The sequence below is a fragment of the Flavobacterium sp. GT3R68 genome (assembly GCF_007109225.1).
Lineage (GTDB): Bacteria > Bacteroidota > Bacteroidia > Flavobacteriales > Flavobacteriaceae > Flavobacterium.
The window spans coordinates 268,731-288,472 of sequence record NZ_VJZK01000001.1 but is presented as its reverse complement, the minus strand read 5'-3'; the positions used below and the strand labels follow the sequence as shown (position 1 = coordinate 288,472).

Annotated in this window: 19 protein-coding genes; 13 read left to right on the top strand and 6 right to left on the bottom strand. The window is 39.4% G+C overall.

What is annotated here, in order from left to right:
- Window positions 1–130: 130 nt before the first annotated feature.
- The 8 genes from FNW07_RS01255 (at window position 131) to FNW07_RS01220 (ending at window position 8,582) form a co-directional block, all read left to right on the top strand.
- On the top strand, window positions 131–1,288 hold the full coding sequence (locus FNW07_RS01255; RefSeq protein ID WP_126742212.1) for a homogentisate 1,2-dioxygenase: 1,158 nt from the start codon (window positions 131–133) through the stop codon (window positions 1,286–1,288).
- A 136-nt stretch (window positions 1,289–1,424) separates the two neighbouring features.
- On the top strand, window positions 1,425–2,585 hold the full coding sequence (gene hppD, locus FNW07_RS01250) for a 4-hydroxyphenylpyruvate dioxygenase (protein WP_126742211.1): 1,161 nt from the start codon (window positions 1,425–1,427) through the stop codon (window positions 2,583–2,585).
- Between the two features lie 287 nt (window positions 2,586–2,872).
- Window positions 2,873–3,649: a DUF3108 domain-containing protein gene (locus FNW07_RS01245; protein ID WP_126742210.1), complete on the top strand. Its 777-nt coding sequence runs from the start codon at window positions 2,873–2,875 to the stop codon at window positions 3,647–3,649.
- On the top strand, window positions 3,649–4,581 hold the full coding sequence (locus FNW07_RS01240) for a tryptophan 2,3-dioxygenase family protein (RefSeq protein ID WP_126742209.1): 933 nt from the start codon (window positions 3,649–3,651) through the stop codon (window positions 4,579–4,581). The genes FNW07_RS01245 and FNW07_RS01240 overlap by 1 nt, the downstream gene beginning before the upstream one ends.
- A gap of 21 nt (window positions 4,582–4,602) precedes the next feature.
- Window positions 4,603–5,838, top strand: a complete 1,236-nt coding sequence (locus tag FNW07_RS01235) for a peptidoglycan DD-metalloendopeptidase family protein (protein WP_126742208.1) — start codon at window positions 4,603–4,605, stop codon at window positions 5,836–5,838.
- Window positions 5,838–7,481, top strand: coding sequence for a glucose-6-phosphate isomerase (pgi, locus tag FNW07_RS01230; RefSeq protein WP_126742207.1), 1,644 nt, complete (start codon window positions 5,838–5,840; stop codon window positions 7,479–7,481). The genes FNW07_RS01235 and pgi overlap by 1 nt, the downstream gene beginning before the upstream one ends.
- Before the next feature lie 101 nt (window positions 7,482–7,582).
- Window positions 7,583–8,017 carry a hypothetical protein gene (locus FNW07_RS01225; RefSeq protein ID WP_126742474.1) on the top strand — a complete coding sequence of 145 codons (435 nt, stop codon included), beginning with the start codon at window positions 7,583–7,585 and terminating at the stop codon, window positions 8,015–8,017.
- A 79-nt stretch (window positions 8,018–8,096) separates the two neighbouring features.
- Complete coding sequence (locus FNW07_RS01220) at window positions 8,097–8,582, top strand: septal ring lytic transglycosylase RlpA family protein (protein ID WP_126742206.1); 486 nt, start codon at window positions 8,097–8,099, stop codon at window positions 8,580–8,582.
- Window position 8,583: 1 nt separating this feature from the next.
- Here FNW07_RS01220 and FNW07_RS01215 read toward each other — a convergent pair whose 3' ends face one another.
- A complete protein-coding gene (locus tag FNW07_RS01215; RefSeq protein WP_126742205.1) occupies window positions 8,584–9,057 on the bottom strand; it encodes a CYTH domain-containing protein in 474 nt (157 codons plus the stop codon).
- 142 nt (window positions 9,058–9,199) lie between these two features.
- Here FNW07_RS01215 and dinB point away from each other — a divergent pair, with 142 nt between their 5' ends.
- Window positions 9,200–10,282 carry a DNA polymerase IV gene (dinB, locus tag FNW07_RS01210; protein ID WP_126742204.1) on the top strand — a complete coding sequence of 361 codons (1,083 nt, stop codon included), beginning with the start codon at window positions 9,200–9,202 and terminating at the stop codon, window positions 10,280–10,282.
- 56 nt (window positions 10,283–10,338) lie between these two features.
- Here the strand turns inward: dinB and pyk are convergent, their stop codons facing one another.
- The 5 genes from pyk to FNW07_RS01185 all read right to left on the bottom strand — a co-directional run bounded on the left by pyk (window position 10,339) and on the right by FNW07_RS01185 (window position 14,796).
- Window positions 10,339–11,769, bottom strand: coding sequence for a pyruvate kinase (gene pyk / locus FNW07_RS01205; RefSeq protein ID WP_126742203.1), 1,431 nt, complete (start codon window positions 11,767–11,769; stop codon window positions 10,339–10,341).
- A 6-nt stretch (window positions 11,770–11,775) separates the two neighbouring features.
- Window positions 11,776–12,258, bottom strand: coding sequence for an IPExxxVDY family protein (locus tag FNW07_RS01200; RefSeq protein ID WP_126742202.1), 483 nt, complete (start codon window positions 12,256–12,258; stop codon window positions 11,776–11,778).
- A gap of 114 nt (window positions 12,259–12,372) precedes the next feature.
- Entirely contained in the window at window positions 12,373–13,113 is a 741-nt protein-coding gene (gene rnc, locus FNW07_RS01195) for a ribonuclease III (RefSeq protein ID WP_126742201.1), read from the bottom strand.
- A 9-nt stretch (window positions 13,114–13,122) separates the two neighbouring features.
- Window positions 13,123–14,376: a beta-ketoacyl-ACP synthase II gene (gene fabF / locus FNW07_RS01190; RefSeq protein ID WP_126742200.1), complete on the bottom strand. Its 1,254-nt coding sequence runs from the start codon at window positions 14,374–14,376 to the stop codon at window positions 13,123–13,125.
- Window positions 14,377–14,559: 183 nt separating this feature from the next.
- The gene (locus FNW07_RS01185) at window positions 14,560–14,796 is read right to left on the bottom strand and encodes an acyl carrier protein (protein ID WP_007137004.1); all 237 of its coding nucleotides are present in this window, start codon (window positions 14,794–14,796) and stop codon (window positions 14,560–14,562) included.
- 174 nt (window positions 14,797–14,970) lie between these two features.
- Between FNW07_RS01185 and FNW07_RS01180 the strand changes: the two genes are divergently transcribed.
- The 4 genes from FNW07_RS01180 to FNW07_RS01165 all read left to right on the top strand — a co-directional run bounded on the left by FNW07_RS01180 (window position 14,971) and on the right by FNW07_RS01165 (window position 19,174).
- Window positions 14,971–15,531 carry a phosphoribosylglycinamide formyltransferase gene (locus tag FNW07_RS01180; RefSeq protein WP_126742199.1) on the top strand — a complete coding sequence of 187 codons (561 nt, stop codon included), beginning with the start codon at window positions 14,971–14,973 and terminating at the stop codon, window positions 15,529–15,531.
- A gap of 30 nt (window positions 15,532–15,561) precedes the next feature.
- On the top strand, window positions 15,562–16,041 hold the full coding sequence (gene rnhA / locus FNW07_RS01175) for a ribonuclease HI (protein WP_126742198.1): 480 nt from the start codon (window positions 15,562–15,564) through the stop codon (window positions 16,039–16,041).
- A gap of 193 nt (window positions 16,042–16,234) precedes the next feature.
- A complete protein-coding gene (locus tag FNW07_RS01170; protein ID WP_126742197.1) occupies window positions 16,235–17,158 on the top strand; it encodes a PfkB family carbohydrate kinase in 924 nt (307 codons plus the stop codon).
- 117 nt (window positions 17,159–17,275) lie between these two features.
- On the top strand, window positions 17,276–19,174 hold the full coding sequence (locus tag FNW07_RS01165; RefSeq protein ID WP_126742196.1) for an amidophosphoribosyltransferase: 1,899 nt from the start codon (window positions 17,276–17,278) through the stop codon (window positions 19,172–19,174).
- Window positions 19,175–19,742 lie beyond the last annotated feature (568 nt).

Genomic DNA, 19,742 nt, shown 5'->3' with positions numbered 1-19,742 from the left:
CAATAAGTATCAACATATGAAAACAACGTGGGTCGGTTTATTAGATTACCTGAAATTCCTCATCAAGAGAAATCCGGAATGAGTGGAGGTTTCTGTAAGCTCTATAATTTAAATTTAAACTAAAGAAACCATGCCTCTATATCATAAATTGGGTGATTTTCCCCAAAAAAGACATACACAATTCGAAAAACCAAATGGCGGACTCTATTACGAACAGCTTTTTGGAACGGAAGGCTTTCACGGACATTCTTCCCTACTATATCATGTCCATAGGCCAACACAAATAAAGGACATACGAAAATCTTACTCGGTAGAACCTAAAATTGCTATCGGGAAAAACATCAAATCCTTGCTTTTAAAGGGATTCGAATTACAGCCTCAGGATGATTTTTTAGACAGCCGGAAAGCAATGTTGCTCAACAAAGACTGCATTATCGGGCTGGCGGCCCCCAAAAAATCGTTGCGAGAATATTTTTATAAAAATGCCGACGCGGATGAAATGATTTTCATCCACAAAGGAAAAGGAACCTTGCGCACGATGATGGGGAATATCCCTTTTGAATATGGCGATTACCTGATTATCCCACGCGGAATCATCTATCAGATTGATTTTGAGACCGCCGAAAACCGCTTGTTTTACGTCGAATCTTATGCTCCTTTTTATACTCCAAAAAGATATAAAAATGAATCCGGTCAGCATTTGGAGCATTCCCCGTTTTGTGAGCGAGACTTCAAATTGCCAAGTGTCCTGGAAACCCATGATGAAAAAGGGGACTTCCTGATTAAAGTCAAAAAGGAAGGCATGATGCATGAAATTGTCTATGCCACACATCCATTTGACGTTATCGGTTGGGACGGTTACAATTTTCCGTACGGTTTCAGCATTCATAATTTTGAACCTATTACCGGCCGGGTACACCAGCCGCCCCCAGTACATCAAACATTCGAGACTGCCACTTTTGTGGTTTGTTCGTTCTGCCCAAGGTTGTACGATTACCATCCGAAATCCATACCGGCACCCTATAACCACAGCAATATCGACAGCGATGAAGTCCTGTATTATGTAGATGGAGATTTCATGAGCCGTAATAATATTGAGCAAGGACATATCACATTGCACCCAAAAGGGATTCCGCACGGACCTGCACCCGGTGCCATGGAGCGAAGTATTGGTCAGACCATCACACACGAGCTGGCGGTCATGGTCGATACCTTCCGTCCATTAATGGTGACAGAGGAAGCCATGGGACTGGATGATGGCCAATATTACAAATCCTGGGTAGAGTAATCAGGAGCTTATTCCTGCTGTCCACTGTATCCACGCAAAAAAGCGTGGGATGCCGTTTCCATCAGGGCTAAAGAAATGAAAAATATAAAAACAATATATCCGCAGACCGAAAATCAGCGGAGTAAAAATAAACACAATGAGCAAGGAAGTAAAATCAGTAGAATACGGACTGGAAAAAATATTTGAAGGAGCCCAGGATTTCCTGCCTCTTTTAGGGACTGACTATGTAGAATTCTACGTCGGAAACGCGAAGCAATCGGCACATTATTACAAAACCGCTTTTGGATACCAATCACTGGCATATGCAGGTCTGGAGACCGGAGTAAAGGATAAGGCATCTTATGTGCTGAAGCAGGATAAAATCCGTTTAGTACTGACAACACCACTAACTCAGGATTCACCAATCAACGAGCATTTGAAAAAACATGGCGACGGAGTGAAAGTGGCTGCCCTCTGGGTAGAAGATGCTACCAACGCTTACGAAGAGACAATGAAACGCGGCGCCCGTTCTTTTATGGAGCCGACAGTCGAAAAAGATGAATTTGGAGAGGTAGTGCGTTCCGGTATTTATACGTATGGGGAAACGGTTCACATTTTTGTGGAACGTAAAAATTATAATGGGGTCTTTTTGCCAGGCTATAAGGAATGGAAATCCGATTACAACCCGGAGCCGACCGGACTGAAATACATCGACCACATGGTGGGGAATGTGGGATGGAATGAAATGAATACATGGGTGAAGTTCTATGAAGATGTCATGGGGTTTGTGAACTTCCTTTCGTTTGATGACAAACAAATCAACACGGAGTATTCGGCATTGATGAGTAAAGTGATGTCGAATGGGAACGGTAGAATCAAATTCCCGATCAACGAACCGGCCGAAGGAAAGAAAAAATCACAAATCGAAGAATATTTGGATTTCTATGGAGGACCAGGGATACAGCACGTAGCCATTGCAACCGACGATATTATTAAAACGGTATCAGCGTTAAAAGCACGAGGAGTTGAATTCTTATCTGCTCCCCCACATGCCTATTACGAAGCGATTCCGGAACGACTAGGTGAGCATATGAAAATGATGAAGGAAGATTTGAAAGTAATAGAGAGTTTAGCCATCATGGTTGATGCCGATGAGGATGGTTACTTATTGCAGATTTTCACCAAGCCCGTGCAGGACCGTCCCACCTTATTTTTCGAAATCATACAAAGAATGGGAGCAAAAGGCTTCGGTGCAGGAAACTTTAAGGCGCTTTTCGAATCAATAGAAAGAGAGCAACAATTAAGAGGAACGTTATAAAAAGATGAAATTACTAGTTATTTGATAATTTAGACCACCAAAAACGACTTATCTTTGCAAAATATATGTTAAAGTTTACTTTTTGCTAATTATAGGTCAATTGTTTGAGTACATTTGCACTCGCAAAAAGGGAGGAGTGGTTTCCTGCCTTTTTATATAAGTTTTCATAATTTATAGTTTTTTGGTTGGTTAATAGCATAAAAACTCAGTCATTATTTGACTGGGTTTTTTTGTTTTAATACATTTGGAACGGAAATTGTATTTTAGACGGGTTAAATTACATCATTATGAAAAAAATACTTGTTTTCTTATTGTTTATCATCACTGTAGGGTTTGGCACCCAAAGGGAAAATGCCTTCGACACAGGAGAATGGTTTAAATTCCGGATTCACTACGGGGTGATTAACGCTGGTTATGCCACCTTAGAAGTGCAGGATGCAATAAAAAACAATAAAAAAGTTTTTCATGTGATCGGAAAAGGATATACGACAGGAATGTCGAGATTTTTTTTCAAAGTGGAAGATACATACGAAAGCTATATTGACAAAGTTACCGGTAACCCATATCAATTTGTAAGAAAAATCGATGAGGGCGGTTATAGAAAAAATCAGGAAGGTTTTTTTAATCAGGGAACGGATAAAGTAGTCGTAAAGGACTATAAGAAGAAAACCGAAAAAACATTCTCCGTACCAGATAATACGCAGGACATTATGTCTGCTTTTTATTATTTGAGGAATCATCCCAGTGTCGATAAATTGAAAGTAGGTGAATCAATCAGTATTGATATGTTCTTTGACGAGGAAACGACCAAGTTTAAATTAAAATTCGTGGGCCGTGAAAATATTGAAACGAGATTTGGTGTAGTTCCAACCATGATATTCAGGCCATTGGTCCAATCGGGCCGCGTGTTTAAGGAGGAAGAGAGTCTCACCGTGTGGATCTCAGACGATGATAACAAAATACCAATACGAATAAAGGCCAGCTTAGCTGTGGGCTCCATCAAAGCAGATTTAGATGCATATAAAGGTTTGAAAAATCCCTTTAAAATTAAAGCGCAACCATAATGAACAAGACCAATATTCCTGGAGAATTATTAGATAGATTAGAACAAAAGTTTCAAGCAATAAATCAAAAAACGGAAACCCATCTCGAAGGCTTAGTTTGGTCCAAACCAATTACGTATTGGGATTATATTCAAACGGACGTACTTTTAAATCTTCAGAACCAACGCACCACATTACCGGATGAAATGGTTTTTATCATGTATCATCAGGTGAATGAATTGTTGTTTAAAATGATTTTGTGGGAAATCAATCAAATTTCACATCACGATAAGCTGGAAACGGTTTTCTTTGCCGAAAGACTGATGCGAATTAGCCGTTATTTCGATATGCTGACGACTTCATTCGATATCATGGGTGACGGAATGGAAGTGGAGCAATACATGAAATTCAGAAACACACTGACGCCTGCCAGCGGATTTCAAAGTGCGCAGTACCGAATGATTGAATTTGCCTCTACCGACTTAATTAATCTGATAGACCACCGATTCCGCGCCACTATCGACAGAAATACGCCTTACGAACATGCTTTCGAGCATTTGTATTGGCAGGCAGCCGGAAAAGATTATACTACCGGAGAGAAATCATTCCTGATTGAAGAGTTTGAAAGAAAATACAAGGCTACTTTCCTAAGACACATGGAAGAGTATAATACCATTAATATTTGGCAGAAGTTCAAACAGCTTCCGGCAGAGGACCAAAAAAATCAGGACCTGATTCAGGCGATGCGTCATTATGATTATACCGTAAATATCACCTGGGTTATGGGCCATTTGAATGCCGCCAAAAAGTACATTGATAGCGGGCATGGTACTGGTGAAGCCACTGGAGGAAGTGATTGGAAAAAATACATGCATCCAAAATACCAAAGAAGAATCTTCTTTCCTGAATTATGGAATGAGGAAGAATTGATGAACTGGGGGGAGGAAAAATAATTTAAGCCTAAAACACTGAAGTTGAAAAGAGTATCACTAATCATCATCCTGGTTCTTACGCTGGTTTCCTGTAAAAAATCAGAGAAAGAAAAAGAAAAAGAGGTTATAGCCGTAAAACCAATTCCCATCGTTGTGGAGTATGGATTTACGCTTAACAATTTCGATGTGGTGCGCGATACTATTGTCAGCGGTGACACATTTGGAAGCATCATCGAAAAGGAAAATCTGGGAGGACGAGAGGTTCACGAAATTGTCCAAAAGGTAAGAGACACTTTTGATGTACGAATCGTCCGAAAGGGAAGACCCTATACGATGCTTCGTTCCAAAGACAAATCAAAAAAACTACAGGTCTTCATATACCAACCCGACCGATTGAGCTATTATATAATCGATTTACGGGATTCGATAGCAGTATCTAAAATCATCAAACCCGTTACGATTAGAAGGAGGACCATCGCAGGACAATTAGATGGTTCTTTGTCTGAAACACTCGAACGCCAAAAGGTAGAAGGAGCCTTAGCCAATAAAATATCCAAAGTATATGCCTGGTCCATTGACTTCTTTAAATTGAAGAAAGGCGATAAATTTGCCATTACATTTACAGAACGATATATCAATGATTCCATTTACGATGGCGTGGATAGCCTTCAAGCTGCTTTCTTTGAATACAAAGGAAAAATCATCTACGCATTCCCGTTCAAACAAAATGAAAAGTCCAAGAAGATTGATTATTATGACGAAGAAGGAAAAGCATTGAAGAATTTTTTCCTCAAAGCACCATTAAAATTTGCGCACATTACCTCACGTTTTGCCAAAAACAGGTTTCATCCGGTACAGCAAATCTGGAAAGCCCACAAAGGAACTGATTATGCAGCGTCAAAAGGAACGCCGATTATGACAACAGCTTCCGGAGTTGTAGAACAGACGGGCTTTACGGCAGGAAACGGAAATTTTGTCAAGGTGAAACACAACCGGACCTACTCCACGCAATACCTTCACATGTCCAAGATATTAGCCCGAAGAGGACAACATGTGAATCAGGGAGATATTATTGGAAAAGTAGGAAGTACAGGATTGGCGACGGGGCCGCATGTTTGTTATCGTTTCTGGAAAAATGGTGTACAAGTGGATGCTTTGCGGTTGAAACTCCCGAATTCAGAGCCAATGGACAAACGAAATCTACCAAAATTCATTACCCGAATGACCCCGCTTAAGAGAGAATTGGATAGTGTTGCTAAGTTAAAATTCACAAAATAATGGCTTTACAAAAGGCAAATCCCTCCCAAACCCAAGTTTGGAAAAATCTTCAGCAACATTTTGCAGAAATGCAAAACGTTTCAATGGCAGAAATGTTCCAAAACGATACCGAAAGAGCCGAAAAATTTAGCTTGGAATGGAAGGATTTTTTAGTGGATTATTCCAAAAACAGAATCAATCAGGAAACCATTAACCTGCTCTTATCTTTAGCAGAAGAAATGCACCTGAAAGAGGCTATCAACAGCTATTTTACAGGCGAAAACATAAATGAGACTGAAGATAGGGCCGTACTCCATTCCGCTTTACGAGCACCGCAGAATGAAGTTGTAGAAATAAACGGTAAAAATATTATCCCAAGTATTTTTGAAGTAAAAAACAAGATCGAGGTCTTTAGCCACGAAGTCATCAGTGGTCAAAGAAAAGGCTATACCAATCAAAAGTTCACGGATATTGTCAACATTGGTATTGGTGGCTCAGATTTGGGACCGGATATGATAGTCGAGGCGCTTCAATTTTATAAAAATCATTTAAACATTCATTTTGTTTCCAATATTGATGGGGACCATGTATACGAAACCCTCAAAAAACTAAATCCGGAAACCACACTTTTTATTACCGTTTCCAAAACCTTTACCACCCAGGAAACACTAACCAATTCGGAAACCATCAAAGAATGGTTTTTAAAATCTGGATCGCAACAGGATGTGGCCAAACATTTTGTGGCAGTTACCAGCAATATTGAGAAAGCGGAACAATTCGGAATAAATCCGGAGGATATCTTTCCAATGTACGATTGGGTTGGCGGCCGGTTTTCGCTGTGGAGCGCCGTAGGTCTTTCCATTAGTTTATCGGTTGGGTATGACAATTTCGATAAATTACTGCGCGGTGCAAACCAAATGGATGAACATTTCAAAACGACCAATTTTGATGAAAACATTCCCGTTGTCCTGGCTTTAATCGGAATTTGGTACAACAATTTTTTTGGAGCGGAAACCGAAGCGATTATCCCTTATACGCAGTACCTGCAAAAATTAGCTCCTTATCTGCAACAGGCCAGTATGGAAAGCAATGGAAAAAGCAAAGGCAGGGATGGAAAAAAGGTGGACTATCAGACCGGCACCATCATTTGGGGGGAGCCAGGATCCAATTCGCAGCATGCGTTTTTTCAATTGTTTCATCAGGGTACCAAATTGATTCCTGCTGATTTCATCGGATTTATAGAATCATTGCACGGAAACGAGAATCACCATCTTAAACTGATGTCCAATTTTTTTGCACAGAGCGAAGCTTTGCTTCATGGGAAATTGGAAAATCAGGTGCGAAGAGAAATGCTCGATAATGGCATTTCTGCTGAAAAAACTGACTTATGCGCCCCATTCAGAACTTTTGAAGGCAACAGGCCAACAAACACAATTTTGATCCAGAAATTGACCCCGGAAACCTTGGGTTCTTTAGTAGCGCTCTACGAACATAAAATATTTGTGCAAGGTGTGATCTGGAATATTTTTAGCTTCGACCAATGGGGGGTGGAACTTGGAAAAGAATTGGCAACTTCCATTTTGGCAGAAATTACCACTGGTGAACTTCAAAATCATGACAGTTCTACCGCTTTTTTGCTGAAGCACTTCATGGATAAAAAATAATTTTAAATAATTTTATAGAGTTATTGGATAAAGCCCTAAGGTTTTAGTGATGTATTTTTTGTTTATATTTGTTTTAAATCAAAACACATTTCTTCATGGATATATACAATTTCATTCAAAAATTTCACTCCGGCTGGGCTTACCTGGCACTTTTGCTTCTAATTATAGTAGTGGTTAATTCCATAATAGGAATGACTTCCAAAAAAGAATTTACCGCAACCGATCGCAAATTGGGGCTGTTTGGTTTGATCGCTACCCATACACAATTGTTAATTGGTCTTATTTTATATTTCGTTTCACCAAACGGATTAAATATGATAAAGACTGTCGGCATGGCCGGTTTGACAGCAGAAAGCAGATTACTGGCCCTGGAGCACCCGGCAATAAATATTTTGGCAATTATCCTGATTACGGTCGGTTGGTCAAAGCATAAAACAAAGGAAACTGGTGAAGCCAAGTTTAAAGTTTTTTCGATATTCTACGGATTAGGATTATTATTGATTCTGATTAGAATTCCATGGCATTTATGGTTTTAAAATAAATGAAAGTCCTCTTTGCGGGACTTTTTTCATTTAGGTATGGTATTTGTAAATTAATAAATCCAGAACAATTGTTATGAAACATAAATCAATAGTATTGTCGTTAGTTATAATTGCCGCAACGTTCTTTACCGGATTTTGTGTCAATGCTCAGCAGACGACGAAACCCCAACTCTTAAAAACGGTTCAGGATACTGCAAAAAGCAAAATAATTGATGTAGACAGTCTAAAATTCCCCGTAAACCCAAAGTCCAAGTTGCTTTTCTTCAAAAACAAAGCGCACGCCTCTTATTACGCCGATAAATTCAACGGAAGAAGGACCACGAGCGGGAAAAAATTCAGCAATAACAGTTATACTGCCGCCCATAGGAAATTTGCCTTTGGAACCAAACTGAAAGTAACCAATGAAGCGAACGGGAAATCGGTGATCGTGGAAATTACTGATAGAGGCCCCTTTATACGCGGACGTGAAATCGACCTGACCAAAAGGGCTTTTATGGACATTGCTAATAATAAAGGCAGCGGCTCTCTGCTCGTAACGATCGAGCTGGTTTTAGAATAATTTATTTACTCCATCCTGTAAAGGGGTGCTGGCTGAGATAAGCATTGTAAAACCGTTCGTTATTTGTCACTTCCTGGCCCAGCCAATTTGGTTTTTCAAAGGATTCGAATTCGGAATTAAGCTCTATTTCTGCTATTATCAAGCCTTCATTGTTGCCAAAGAACACGTCAACTTCGTAGGTATGAGTACCGACTTGCACTTCATATCTTTTTTTCTCAATTACGCCATTTTCACACAGCAGTAAAAGTTGTTGGGCATCTGTTTTTGGAATTTCCTTTTCCCATTCAAAACGCGACATTCCGGATGTATTTCCTTTCCCTTTTACAGTAAGGAAGGCCTGTTCGCCCCGAATTCTGACCCGTACGGTACGGTTCGGGTTGGAATTCAGATATCCTTGAGCGATGTCATGGACTGTATGGGATTTGCTTCTAAAATCTTCTGAAGTAACGAGAAATTTACGCTCTATTTCAATCATTTTTGGTCCTGATTATTTTGTGAGTAAGTTAATGAAAATTGACGGACCAATTTGTATTTTTACACCATACAGAAGAATTTCATCTGCGTTTTTTACATCAAAAAAGAAGTGTCGAACAACAGCGTTAGTGCTGGCTATAACTATGCATGAATTTCCCGAAAATAGAAAAATTATACACGTCGATATGGACGCATTTTATGCCTCTGTAGAGCAAATGGATAATCCTGAATTGCGAGGGAAAGCTGTTGCTGTAGGGGGAAATGAAATACGAGGCGTGGTTTCAGCGGCCAGTTATGAAGCACGGAAGTTTGGGGTCCGTAGCGCCATCAGCGGGGTTTTGGCTAAAAAATATTGTCCGGAATTGATTTTTGTCAAGCCGAGATTCGACCGGTACAAAGAAATCTCATTACAAATCCGTAAAATCTTCTTTGATTATACCGATTTGGTTGAGCCGCTTTCATTGGATGAAGCCTACCTGGATGTGACTCAAAACAAAAAAGGAAACCCCAGCGCATCTTTAATTGCTCAGGAAATCCGGATGCGTATCTTGAATGAGGTCGGATTGACAGCTTCTGCAGGAATTTCGGTCAATAAATTTGTAGCCAAAGTAGCGAGTGATTATAATAAACCAAACGGACAAAAAACAGTTAATCCGGATGAAGTTATGACTTTTTTGGAAGAACTGCCTATCCGAAAATTTTATGGGGTGGGAAAAGTAACGACCGAAAAAATGTATCAGTTGGGGATTTTTACCGGCGTGGATTTAAAGAGCAAATCATTGGAGTTTCTGGAAAAACATTTTGGAAAATCGGGAAACTTCTATTATAATGTGGTACGCGGAATTCACAATAGTGAGGTGAAATCCGATCGCATCACCAAATCGGTGGCGGCGGAGCATACTTTTGATGAGAATCTTTCGTCGGAAATTTTCATGCAGGAACGTTTGGAGATTATTGCAGGGCAATTGGAAAAGAGATTGAAAAAGCACAATATTGCCGGGAAGACGGTGACGCTTAAAATAAAATATAGCGATTTTTCACAACAGACCAGAAGCAAAACGCTGCCGTATTTTATCTCGGATAAAGCATTATTGTCAGAAACGGCCAATGAATTATTATACCAGGAGCGTCTGAAAAACTCTGTCCGTTTACTCGGAATTTCGCTTAGCAATTTAAATACCGAACTCAAAAAATCAATTGTTGTTCAGTTGAAATTTGATTTTTAAGAATTAAAAATCCGATAGCAGTACCATCGGATTAATCATTTTATTTAAATCAAAAATTAGTCTATTTCTGAAACACGAAGCGTGTTCACCATCCCTTTATCCGAAATCGGCATGGCTGCCAAATTGATTAACATGTCACCTTTTTGGACGCATCCCTTATCTCTGGCGATTTGATTGACATCTACAATTGTATCATCTGTACTGTCAAACTTGTCATAGTAAAAAGAGCGTACTCCCCAAAGTAAATTCAACTGTGTCAGCATTCTTTTATTGGATGTAAATACCAAAATATGGGATGGCGGTCTCCACGCTGAAATCTGAAAAGCGGTATAGCCACTATTGGTCAACGTACAAATCGCTTTTGCTTTGATTACATTGGCCATTTGGGCCGCGTGATGACAGATGGTTTTGGTAATGTAGCGGTTGGTTTTTATCTGTGGTGTGTTTTGAGGCACTAAAATCAAAGGTGAATCTTCCACAGCTTCAATGATTTGCGTCATTTTTTCAATTACCTGAACCGGATAATTACCTACCGAAGTTTCCCCCGAAAGCATTACCGCATCGGCACCATCCATTACGGAATTGGCGACATCATTCACCTCGGCACGCGTAGGCGTAAGGCTAGTAATCATGGTTTCCATCATCTGGGTAGCGATAATCACCGGAATTCGCGCCGTTTTTGCTCTATTTACCAGTTTTTTCTGAATCAAAGGTACTTCGTGTGCCGGAACTTCAACTCCAAGATCACCACGGGCAACCATCAATGCATCACAATGTGCGATGATTTTATCGATGTTTTCAACTCCTTCGGGCTTTTCGATTTTCGCTACGATTGGAATTTTATGATCGGAATTATCTGCGATTAAATTTTGCAGTTCAATTAAATCTTCTGCAGTCCTGACAAATGAAAGCGCAATCCAGTCCACTTTCTGCTCAATGGCAAAAAGCGCATCTTTGATGTCTTTCTCTGTTAAAGCAGGCAACGATACTTTAGTATTTGGTAGGTTTACCCCTTTTTTGGATTTCAACGGGCCGCCTTGTACAACTCTGGCAACCACTTCCGTTTTTCGGTTGGTTTCAACCACTTCAAAGATCAGCTTCCCGTCATCCAATAATATACGTTCCCCGGGATTCACATCGCTTGGAAACCCTTTGTAATTCATATATACTTTTTCGGCTGTACCTAAAAGATCTTCGGCGGTGGTAAACGTGATCAGATCGCCATTATTTACAACTACATCCTCTTTCATTACACCAACGCGAAGTTTTGGGCCTTGTAAATCGGCAAGGATAGCAGTGGTATAACCAAACTCATCGTTCAGCCCTCTGATCAGGTCGATTTTCTCCTTAACATCAGCATAATCGGCATGCGAAAAATTGACACGGAAAACATTCACCCCTGCGTCAATCATTCTCTTCAAAACATCTTTCGTACTGCAGGCAGGTCCTAATGTGGCTACAATTTTAGTTTTTTTGTTTGTTAGCATTTTGTATTAAAAAATTAAATTGTTTTTTGATTTTATCTGATCGTTATCAACTTTATAAACCGCCGATATCCGATCTATTGTATTTATTTTAGTGGTAATTTCCTCGATGTCCACTTCCGCATTTTCGATTTTGAGGAAAAAATCAACTTTCTTCAATTCGGGCAACAGATATACCTTAGTGGAAACTTCCATGCTTGTATCGGCAAAAAGATTCTGCTGGTTGTCTTTTTTTTGGACGATTACCTCGTTTTTATTCTGAATGAGATTCCAATAGCTGTCGATTTCAATTTCCTCAAAAATGTATCTGGAAAAATGGGTTTCGCCCTCTTTTACTGTAATCTGAATCTCGTTTTTACTCTTGCTCAAAAGGATGGGCAATTTCTGGTTTAAAAAATAAGCCAGGCGATAATCTTCCAAAGAAGTGTGTATCGCAACGAGCTCATAGTCAACGTCGTCAAATTCTCCTATGTACAACTTATGAGTCGCCATTACTGTTTAAATAAGTCTGTAAATATACTGTTTCTTCGTAATAAAAAGAGGCGTAAAAAAACATGTTAACGTTAAATTTTTAACGAAAACATGTAGACAAGCATGAAAATTAAATTATTTCCCGTCGATTTTTGTTTGAAACACAAAATAAGCGCGTTGAGAAGCTTTTTCTTCGGCTTTCTTTTTTGAAGTGGCCCGGGCTTTTGCAACTACTTTGTCGTCAATGCTTAACTTCACGCCGAAGAGTCTTTCCCCGGTGATTTCATTATCCTCATATACATCATAATGAAACGTTTTTTTCTCTTTCTGGCACCATTCAATCAGCAAACTTTTGTAACTGATGACTTTTCCTTCCAGTTTAGCAATATCCACATACGGAAGAATGACCCTTTTTTGGATGAATTTTTCGCAATATGGATAGCCGCGATCAAGAAAAATGGCTCCAACCAATGCTTCAAAAAGATTTCCGTGGATATTTTCGCCGAAATGCTGCACCGGAACCTTACTTTCAATGAATTGGATTAAATTAAGATCTCTTCCCAATTCGTTCAAATGTTCGCGGCTGACAATTTTGGAACGCATTTTTGTCAAATACCCTTCGTCTCCGGCCGGTGCCTTACTGAAAAGGTGGGCGGCAATAACTGAACTAAGCATTGAATCGCCGAGAAATTCCAATCGTTCGTAATTGACTGGATTTCCTTTCGGATCCATTTTGCTTAAGGAGCGGTGGGTAAACGCTTTTTTGTAGTAACTAATGGTAATAGGTTTGAATCCTATTATTTTTTGCATATCAGTAAAAAAAATCCCGTCTTCTTCAGAGCGGGATTTTTGAAATATTTTTCTGATTATACCCATAACATTTAATTAAAGGTCCAGTTTTTTAACAAGAACGCAAGCATTGTGACCACCAAAACCAAAAGTATTGCTCATGACCACTTTCATATCTCTTTTCTGAGCTTTGTTGAAAGTGAAATTCAATTTACCGTCAATGTTTTCGTCATCGGTAAAATGATTGATGGTTGGAGGAACTATTCCATGTTTCAAGGAAAGAATAGACGAAATAGTTTCTACAGCTCCGGCAGCACCCAATAAATGTCCAGTCATCGATTTAGTCGAATTCAGGTTCATCGTATAAGCGTGTTCGCCAAAAACGTGAAGAATCGCTTTGCTTTCGGCCATATCCCCTAAAGGAGTTGATGTACCGTGCATGTTCACACCGTCTACGTCTGTCGGTTTTAACCCGGCATCTCTCAAACAGTTGATCATTACATTTTTCGCGCCTAATCCTTCCGGATGTGGAGCCGTAATATGATGTGCGTCTGCTGACATTCCGCCTCCGCCAATTTCACAATAAATAGTAGCACCACGTGCTATTGCATGTTCGTATTCTTCCAGAACCAACGCTCCGGCACCTTCACCAAGAACAAAACCGTCACGCTCTTTGTCCATTGGTCTGGAAGCGGTTTTAGGATCGTCATTCCTGGTTGACAAGGCATGCATGGCGTTGAATCCGCCCATTCCGGCAATGGTAACGGCAGCTTCAGAGCCTCCGGTAATCATTGCATCGGCATGCCCCAATCGAATATAATTGAAAGCGTCAATAATGGCATTGGTAGAAGACGCACAAGCAGAAACTGTCGCGAAGTTAGGCCCTCTGAATCCGTATTTTATAGAGATATGCCCACAAGCAATATCCGAAATCATCTTTGGTATAAAGAAAGGATTGAAACGTGGTGTTCCGTCTCCTTTGGCATAATCAAGCATCTCAATCTGAAATGTCTCCAATCCACCGATTCCTGAACCCCAAATTACACCTACGCGGTCCTTGTCTAATTTTTCCAGATCAAAATTGGCATCACGTACCGCCTCGTCAGACGAAACCATGGCATATTGCGCATAACGGTCCATCTTTCTGGCTTCTTTTCGGTCTATAAAATCTTCGACATTGAAACCTTTTAATTCGCAGGCAAACTTCGTTTTAAATTTAGAAGTGTCAAAATAAGTAATCGGAGCAGCACCACTAACGCCATTTATAAGACCATCCCAAAATTCCTGGATGTTGTTCCCAATCGGGGTAAGTGCACCTAAACCTGTTACTACAACTCGCCTTAATTCCATACGTACAATTTTATGGTTATGAATGTAAACAAATAATACCTATGCTTTCTTCTATGTTATAAATCATAAAAAGACATAGGTATTACAATACTTTATATTGATGATTGCTTTCACAATCAATGGTTTAAAATTTAAAAAAATAATAACACCCGTAAACAAAGCTGACTACGGGTGCAAAATGTATTATTTTTTAGCTTCTTCGATGTAAGAAATTGCTTGACCTACAGTAGCAATGTTTTCAGCTTGGTCGTCTGGAATCTGGATGTCAAATTCTTTTTCAAACTCCATAATAAGTTCAACAGTGTCTAATGAATCAGCTCCTAAATCATTCGTGAAGCTTGCTTCTGTTACAACTTCGTTTTCGTCAACGCCTAATTTGTCTACGATAATCGCTTTAACTCTTGATGCAATGTCTGACATAATCTTTAATTTTAAAATTTAATTGATGGCAAAAATAAAAAACTTTATTTTAAAACCACACTTTAGTTAATAAATGTGACTACGAATTTAAAAAAATAATTTAATAAAGACTCCCTAAATCTATTTATTATCATTTATTATTCTTTTTTTTGTGTGATAAAAACCACAGGATAAATGAAAAAGATAGTGCTATTTGCTTCGGGATCGGGTACCAATGCTGAAAACATCATACTGCATTTCAACAAAACAAATAGCGGAACTGTAGCCGCGGTATTTTCTAACAATCCAGATGCCAAAGTATTAGAGAGAGCCCAAAAATTAAATGTACCGACGGTGGTTTTTTCAAAAGAACAGTTTTCAGACGGAACCATCCTTCAAAAACTAATCGATTTGAAGCCTGATTTAATTGTGTTAGCCGGTTTTTTATTGAAATTACCTCATAGTCTAGTAGAAGCTTTCCCGGATAAAATCATCAACATCCATCCTGCGCTTTTGCCTAAATATGGTGGAAAGGGAATGTATGGAATGCACGTGCACCGCGCTATTATAGAAAATAAAGAGGTGGAGACCGGGATTTCAATCCATTTTGTCAATGAACATTATGATGAGGGAAACATCATTTTTCAAAAAACTGTCGCGCTTAACGGAAAGGAATCCCCGGAAGAAGTGGCCGAGAAAGTCCATCAGTTGGAACAGCTTCATTTTCCGGAGGTAATTGCGGAATTACTGAAGTAATATTTCATCAAATAAACACATAACCTATAAATGAGTCACGACGTACATATCTATACAGATGGCGCTGCCAAAGGAAATCCTGGGCCCGGTGGGTATGGAGTGGTGATGGAATGGGTTGGAAAACCATATAGAAAAGAATTTTATGAAGGCTTCCGTCACACAACGAACAACCGCATGGAATTGCTCGCGGTTATTGTTGGACTCGAAAAATTAAAAAGCCCCAACACCAAAGTCCTTGTAGTGTCGGATTCGAAATACGTTGTGGACTCCGTTTTAAAAAAATGGGTTTTCGGTTGGGAGAAAAAAGGTTTTGCAGGAAAGAAAAACCCGGATCTATGGGCACGTTTTCTGAAAATTTACCGCAAGCACCAGGTCGATTTCCAATGGATTCGAGGCCACAACAATCATCCGCAAAACGAAAGATGCGATGTATTGGCGGTAATGGGTTCCCAAAGCGCCCAGCAATCCGTTGATGCTTTTTATGAAAACGAGGAACGAAAAGTAATTTAACTTACTGTTTTTCAGCTTTATAATTTGGCAAAACTTTACAACTAAGACCCATTGCAACTTTCAAACTTATAAAGTATCTTTGCCCCTTAATTCGAAACTCAGGAAATGAATTGAAGCATAAGATAAATTCGATGTACACACCGATGAAGATATGCCAATTCCATAATCTAAAAAAAACAAATATTATCTAAGTATGAATAAATTATTGATTGTTGGAACCGTTGCTTTCGACGCTATTGAAACTCCTTTTGGAAAAACAGATAAAATTTTAGGCGGAGCTGGAACTTATATTGGTCTGTCGGCTTCCCATTTTAACTTAAAATCTGCTATCGTTTCTGTTGTCGGTGATGATTTCCCACAAGAATATTTAGATTTATTGACAGCACGAAATATTGATATTTCAGGTCTTGAAATAGTTCCGGGCGGAAAAACCTTCTTTTGGAGCGGTCGTTACCATAATGATTTGAATTCAAGGGATACTTTGGATACTCAATTGAATGTATTGGCAGATTTTCAGCCAAAAGTGCCTCAGAATTTTCAGGATGCAGACGTGGTGATGTTAGGGAACTTACATCCATTAGTTCAAAGCAGTGTTTTGGATCAGATGACAACACAACCTAAATTGGTGGTTTTGGATACAATGAATTTTTGGATGGACTGTGCGTTGCCGGAATTATTGGAAGTAATCAAACGTGTGGACGTGATTACCATCAATGATGAAGAGGCGAGACAACTTTCAGGGGAATACTCATTAGTGAAAGCTGCTGCCAAAATCCATACGATGGGACCAAAATATGTGGTGATCAAAAAAGGAGAACACGGAGCGCTTTTGTTCCATAACAAAGAGGTATTCTTTGCTCCGGCATTACCTTTGGAAGAAGTTTTCGATCCAACAGGGGCGGGAGACACTTTTGCAGGAGGATTCGCAGGATACATTACGCAAAGCGAAAATGTGTCTTTTGACAATATGAAAAACGCCATTATTTATGGATCCAATTTAGCTTCCTTCTGTGTAGAAAAATTCGGGACCGAAAGAATGATTGGCCTTGAAAACGAAGAAGTTGTTAACAGATTGAAACAATTCAAATCTTTGACACAATTCGAAATTACATTATAATGCAATTATGCAAAGCCTCGGAAACGGGGCTTTTTCAATATATACAATTTAACTGGATTTCCATCGCAATGGAATGATTGTTGAGCAAATAATACAACTACAACAAACAACAACACAATGAGCGACGCAATTAAACACGAATGTGGGATAGCATTTTTAAGACTACTAAAACCGCTTGAATTTTATAAAAAGAAGTACGGTACCGCTTTCTACGGAATACAAAAAATGTATCTTCTTATGGAAAAACAGCACAACCGTGGTCAGGACGGAGCTGGTTTTGCCAGCATCAAACTGGATATGGAGCCGGGAGAAAGATACATCAGCCGCGTGCGTTCCAATGATGCGCAGCCAATTCAGGATGTGTTTGCCCAAATCAATGAAAGAGTAAATGAAGAAATGGCGCTGCATCCGGAATATGCTGACAATGTGGCACTTCAGAAACAAAACATTCCTTACGTAGGGGAAGTATTTTTAGGACACGTCCGCTATGGGACTTTTGGTAAAAACAGTATCGAAAGCGTACACCCTTTTTTACGTCAGAACAATTGGATGCACCGGAACCTGATTGTTGCCGGAAATTTCAACATGACCAATGTGAAAGAATTATTCAGCAGCCTGATTGAACTGGGGCAGCATCCAAAAGAAATGGCGGATACCGTAACGGTGATGGAAAAAATAGGTCATTTTCTGGATGATGAAGTAACCGACTTGTATCATGAATGCAAAATGAATGGCTTGTCCAAAAGAGAAGCGTCTCCTGTAATTGCAGAAAAATTAGAGATTGCCAAAATATTGCGCCGCGCTTCCAAAGGTTGGGACGGTGGTTATGCCATGGCGGGACTTCTAGGCCACGGTGATGCATTCGTTTTCAGGGATCCTGCAGGAATTCGTCCTGCATATTTTTATCAGGATGATGAAATTGTAGTGGTAGCCTCAGAACGCCCGGTGATACAGACCGTATTCAATATTGATTTTGAAAAAGTACAGGAATTAACCCCCGGACATGCATTAATCATCAAGAAAAACGGAAAAGTTACCGAAGAAGAAATCATTACGCCAACCGTTAAAAAAGCCTGTTCTTTCGAACGGATTTATTTCTCCAGAGGAAGCGATGCCGAAATTTATCAGGAACGTAAAAATTTAGGAAAATTAATCCTGCCGGCAGTTTTGGATGCCATCGATAATGATACCGACAATACGGTTTTCTCTTATATTCCGAACACGGCAGAAACCTCATTCTACGGAATAGTAGAAGCCGCTCAGGATTTTCTGAACCAACGAAAAAATAATTTCATTCTGGCGAACAAGGACACGCTGACCAAAGAGTCTTTGCAAGAATTACTTGCAGTGAAAATCAGAACTGAAAAAGTGGCTATAAAAGATGCTAAGCTGCGTACTTTTATTACCGAAGACAGCAGTCGTAATGATTTGGTGGCCCACGTTTACGATGTGACGTATGGCGTAATCAAGCCAACTGACAACTTAGTGATCATTGATGACAGTATTGTTCGGGGAACCACGCTAAAAATGAGTATCATCAAAATGATGGACCGTTTGAAGCCAAAAAGCATTATTGTAGTATCGTCGGCGCCACAAATTCGCTACCCTGACTGTTATGGTATAGATATGGCCAAATTGGAAGGCCTTGTGGCTTTTCAGGCTGCGCTCGAATTATTGAAGGAAAGAAACCTGTACCATATTGTAGACGAAGTGTACAAAAAATGCAAAGCTCAGGAAAACATGAGAGACAGTGAAGTGGTCAATTATGTAAATGAGATCTATGCGCCGTTCCATCCACAGGAAATTTCAGATAAGATTGCCATTATGCTGACCGACGTTTCAGTAAAAGCCGAAGTGAAAATCATTTTCCAGACTGTCGAAAATCTGCACATTGCCTGTCCAAAGAATTTGGGCGATTGGTACTTTACAGGGGATTATCCAACACCGGGTGGAAACCGGGTAGTGAACCGCGCTTTCATGAATTTTTACGAAGGGAAGGACGCAAGAGCGTACTAAAATCGTAACAAAAATGCACTTAATCGATTTTATTAGCCATTCGTCTAATATATTTTTTAAACTAAGGCATTCAATATAGATTTGTTCCACCATAGCATTAGTAGGTTAAGTTTATGGTAGATTTGGGGCAAAAAGGGTGGAAGCAATTCCACCTTTTTTATTGGAAAAAAGTCAACGAATGTAACAATATATAACAGGTTGTGAACGCTAACAAACCAACATTTTTTGTTTAATCGATTTTTCTAACCGTTCATCTGATTTATTTTTTTTATTAATCCTTTCAGTATAGATTTGTTTCACCATAGCATTAGTAGGTAAAGTTTATGGTAGATTTGGGGCAAAAAGGGTGGAAGCGATTCCACCTTTTTTATTGGAACAAAGTCAAGGAAATATAGCATCAAAGGGCTATTTTAACGACTCTGCTAACAAAGATGTTTTGCTTCATCGATTTTTATAGCCGTTCCTCTGATTTATTTTTTTTATTAAATCTTTCAGTATAGATTTGTTTCACCATAGCATTAGTAGGTAAAGTTTATGGTAGATTTGGGGCAAAAAGGGTGGAAGCGAT

Excerpts from the sequence above, each read along its gene's own strand:
- FNW07_RS01255 (WP_126742212.1), top strand. The coding sequence starts at position 131 with ATGCCTCTATATCATAAATTGGGTGATTTTCCCCAAAAAAGACATACA.
- hppD (WP_126742211.1), top strand. The coding sequence starts at position 1,425 with ATGAGCAAGGAAGTAAAATCAGTAGAATACGGACTGGAAAAAATATTT.
- FNW07_RS01245 (WP_126742210.1), top strand. The coding sequence starts at position 2,873 with ATGAAAAAAATACTTGTTTTCTTATTGTTTATCATCACTGTAGGGTTT.
- FNW07_RS01240 (WP_126742209.1), top strand. The coding sequence starts at position 3,649 with ATGAACAAGACCAATATTCCTGGAGAATTATTAGATAGATTAGAACAA.
- pgi (WP_126742207.1), top strand. The coding sequence starts at position 5,838 with ATGGCTTTACAAAAGGCAAATCCCTCCCAAACCCAAGTTTGGAAAAAT.
- FNW07_RS01220 (WP_126742206.1), top strand. The coding sequence starts at position 8,097 with ATGAAACATAAATCAATAGTATTGTCGTTAGTTATAATTGCCGCAACG.
- FNW07_RS01215 (WP_126742205.1), bottom strand. The coding sequence starts at position 9,057 with ATGATTGAAATAGAGCGTAAATTTCTCGTTACTTCAGAAGATTTTAGA.
- dinB (WP_126742204.1), top strand. The coding sequence starts at position 9,200 with ATGCATGAATTTCCCGAAAATAGAAAAATTATACACGTCGATATGGAC.
- pyk (WP_126742203.1), bottom strand. The coding sequence starts at position 11,769 with ATGCTAACAAACAAAAAAACTAAAATTGTAGCCACATTAGGACCTGCC.
- FNW07_RS01200 (WP_126742202.1), bottom strand. The coding sequence starts at position 12,258 with ATGGCGACTCATAAGTTGTACATAGGAGAATTTGACGACGTTGACTAT.
- rnc (WP_126742201.1), bottom strand. The coding sequence starts at position 13,113 with ATGGGTATAATCAGAAAAATATTTCAAAAATCCCGCTCTGAAGAAGAC.
- fabF (WP_126742200.1), bottom strand. The coding sequence starts at position 14,376 with ATGGAATTAAGGCGAGTTGTAGTAACAGGTTTAGGTGCACTTACCCCG.
- FNW07_RS01185 (WP_007137004.1), bottom strand. The coding sequence starts at position 14,796 with ATGTCAGACATTGCATCAAGAGTTAAAGCGATTATCGTAGACAAATTA.
- FNW07_RS01180 (WP_126742199.1), top strand. The coding sequence starts at position 14,971 with ATGAAAAAGATAGTGCTATTTGCTTCGGGATCGGGTACCAATGCTGAA.
- rnhA (WP_126742198.1), top strand. The coding sequence starts at position 15,562 with ATGAGTCACGACGTACATATCTATACAGATGGCGCTGCCAAAGGAAAT.
- FNW07_RS01170 (WP_126742197.1), top strand. The coding sequence starts at position 16,235 with ATGAATAAATTATTGATTGTTGGAACCGTTGCTTTCGACGCTATTGAA.
- FNW07_RS01165 (WP_126742196.1), top strand. The coding sequence starts at position 17,276 with ATGAGCGACGCAATTAAACACGAATGTGGGATAGCATTTTTAAGACTA.